General features: G+C 69.7%; 2 protein-coding genes. Both read right to left on the bottom strand.

Annotated elements, in window-relative coordinates; translation table 11 throughout:
- Positions 1–1372: condensation domain-containing protein (locus tag ABD323_RS40335; protein ID WP_344447092.1), on the bottom strand; the 1372-nt coding region annotated here is incomplete at its 3' end.
- Positions 1372–2729 (bottom strand): non-ribosomal peptide synthetase (locus tag ABD323_RS40330; RefSeq protein ID WP_344447091.1); only part of this gene is annotated, 1358 nt, incomplete at its 5' end. The genes ABD323_RS40330 and ABD323_RS40335, both read right to left, overlap by 1 nt.

Genomic DNA, 2729 nt, shown 5'->3' with positions numbered 1-2729 from the left:
CGTTCCACTCCACCAACACCCGACGACGCTCAACCTCGTCAAGCACCTCCACCGCGCTCAACCGCACCCCGGGATCGGCAGCCAACGACTCCAACACCCGCACCCAACACCCAACCAGCCGCTCCACCGACTCCTGATCGAACAGATCCGCCGCCGCAACCACCGAACCGCGCAACCCCGCCGGCAGGCCCTCGGCGTCGAACACCTCAGCGACGTGCACATCCAAATCGAACTTCGCAGCTACCGGCCCCCCCGAGAGCGCCTCTGCCTGCACCCCGGCCAGCTCGAGCGCCGCCCGCTCGTTGTTCTGCACCGTCAGCATCACCTGGAACAGCGGGTGCCGCGACAACGAACGCGCCGGAGCCAGCTCCTCCACCAACTTCTCGAACGGCACATCCTGGTTCTCGAGCGCGGAGAGACTCGCCTCCCGCACCCGGGAAAGCAGCTGCCGGAACGACGGGTCCCCCGACAGATCCGTCCGCATCACCAGGGAGTTGACGAAGAACCCGACCAGGCTCTCCAAGCCCTGGTCGGCGCGGCCCGCCACCGCGACCCCGACCGGGATGTCCGTGCCCGCACCCAATCGCGACAGCAGCACGGCAAGCGCCGCCTGCAGCACCATGAACACCGTCATGCGCTCGGCCCGCGCCACCTCCACCAGCCGCGCGTGCACCTGGGCCGGAATCTCCAGCGGCACTCGATGACCCCGGTAACTCGCCACCGCCGGGCGCGACCGGTCGTACGGCAGCCGCAACTCCTGCGGGGCCCCGGCCAACGCCTCACGCCAGTAGGCAACCTGGCTCGACAGCAGGCTCTCCGGATCCCGCTCGTCACCCAGCAACTCACGCTGCCACAGCGCGTAATCCGCGTACTGGCCCGGCAATGGCTCCCACTGAGGTACCCGGCCCTTGCACCGCGCCGCATAGGCCGCCGCCACATCTCGTGCAAAGGGAGCCATCGACCAGGCGTCACTGGCGATGTGATGGACCACAAGAGCGAGAACGGCCTCATCCTGCCCCGTCTTGAGCAGGGCAGCCCGAATCGGAACCTCGCTCGACAGGTCGAACGCATGTCCCGCCGTAGCGGTGATCGCGTCCGCCAGCCCCGCCCGGGAGACCTCGGCGACCTCCAGCTCCCACGCCAGCTCATCCAGGTCCAGGATCCGCTGGTACGGCTCGCCGCCCTCGTCCGCCGGGAACACCGTGCGCAGCACCTCGTGCCGCCCCAGCACATCCCGCAACGCCGAACGGAGCGCTTCCTCGTCCAGCTCACCCGTCAGGCGCAGCGCCGTCGGGATGTTGTAGGTCGCGCTCGGACCCTCCAGCCGGCCGAGCAACCAGAGTCCGCGTTGTGCGAAGGACAGCGGAAACATCAGGAACCCTCCTGGTTACGCATCGACCGGAACGCCGGCCTCGCGGACTTCTTGGTCTCCATGTGACGTGCCAGCGCCGCAACCGTCGGCGCGTCGAACAGCACCCGCAGCGAGATGTCCGCTCCCAGTGCCGTCCTGACCCGGCTGAACAGGCGGACTGCGAGCAGCGAGTGCCCTCCGAGCTGGAAGAAGTCGTCGTCGACCCCGACTTCGGGGAGCCCGAGCACCTCGGCGAACGCGTCGCAGAGGACCTCCTCCTGCCGGTTGGCCGGGGCGCGCCCCGTACCCGCCGCGGTGAGGTGGTCCGGTGCGGGCAGTGCCTTGCGGTCCAGCTTGCCGTTGGCGGTCAACGGCAGAGCGTCGAGCAGGACGACGGCGGACGGAACCATGTATCCGGGCAGGTGCCTTGCCGCCTCGGTGCGCACCGCGACAGGAAGCCCGGCGACCGCACCCTCCGCCACCCCGGCGGGAACGACATAGGCGACCAGGCGCACGTCACCCGGGACGTCCTCGCGAGCGACGACCGCGACCTGCCCCACCCCCGCGAGACCCCCCAGAACCGCCTCGATCTCACCCGGCTCGATGCGGTGACCACGCACCTTCACCTGCGAGTCCGCCCGACCCGCGAACGCCAGCTCGCCATCCACGGACCACCTGGCCAGATCACCCGTGCGGTACATCCGCGAACCCACCGGACCGTGCGGATCAGCCGTGAACCGCTCCGCCGTCAACCCGGGCCGCTCGAAGTACCCCTGCGCCAACCCGTCACCGGCGATGAACAGCTCACCCACCACACCCACCGGAACCGGCCGCAACGCCCCATCCAGCACGTACACCTGCGTGTTCGCGATCGGCCGACCGATCGCCGGACCACCGGCCGACACCAACCCGTCGAGTCGCGCCGTGGTGGACCAGATCGTGGTCTCCGTCGGCCCATACAGGTTGGACACCTCACCCAAGCCCCGCAACTCCTCGGCCAGCTCCGCCGACAGCGCCTCGCCACCCACCAACACCCGCAACGGGACAGGCAGTTCAGCACCAGAGCGCAGCTCCGCCAGCACCGCCCGCCACAGCGACGGCGTCGCCTGCATCACCGTCGCCCCACCACGCCGGGCCAGCCCGACCAGCGCCACCGGATCCACCACCGTGTCCCGATCCGCCAACAGCACCCGCGCACCACCGACCAGCGGCAGATAGAGCTCAAGCGCCGCGATGTCGAACGACACCGTCGTCACCGCCAGCCACGCATCACCCGCCCCCACCGGGAAGCGCCCGCCCATGTCCACCAGGAAGTTCACCAGGCTCCCGTGCGACACCACCACACCCTTGGGACGCCCCGTCGAACCCGACGTATGCA

Origin of the sequence: Kitasatospora nipponensis, from assembly GCF_039528135.1 — a bacterium.
GTDB lineage: Bacteria > Actinomycetota > Actinomycetes > Streptomycetales > Streptomycetaceae > Kitasatospora > Kitasatospora nipponensis.
The sequence above is the reverse complement of the archived record's forward strand: the minus strand, read 5'-3'. Positions and strand labels throughout refer to the sequence as shown.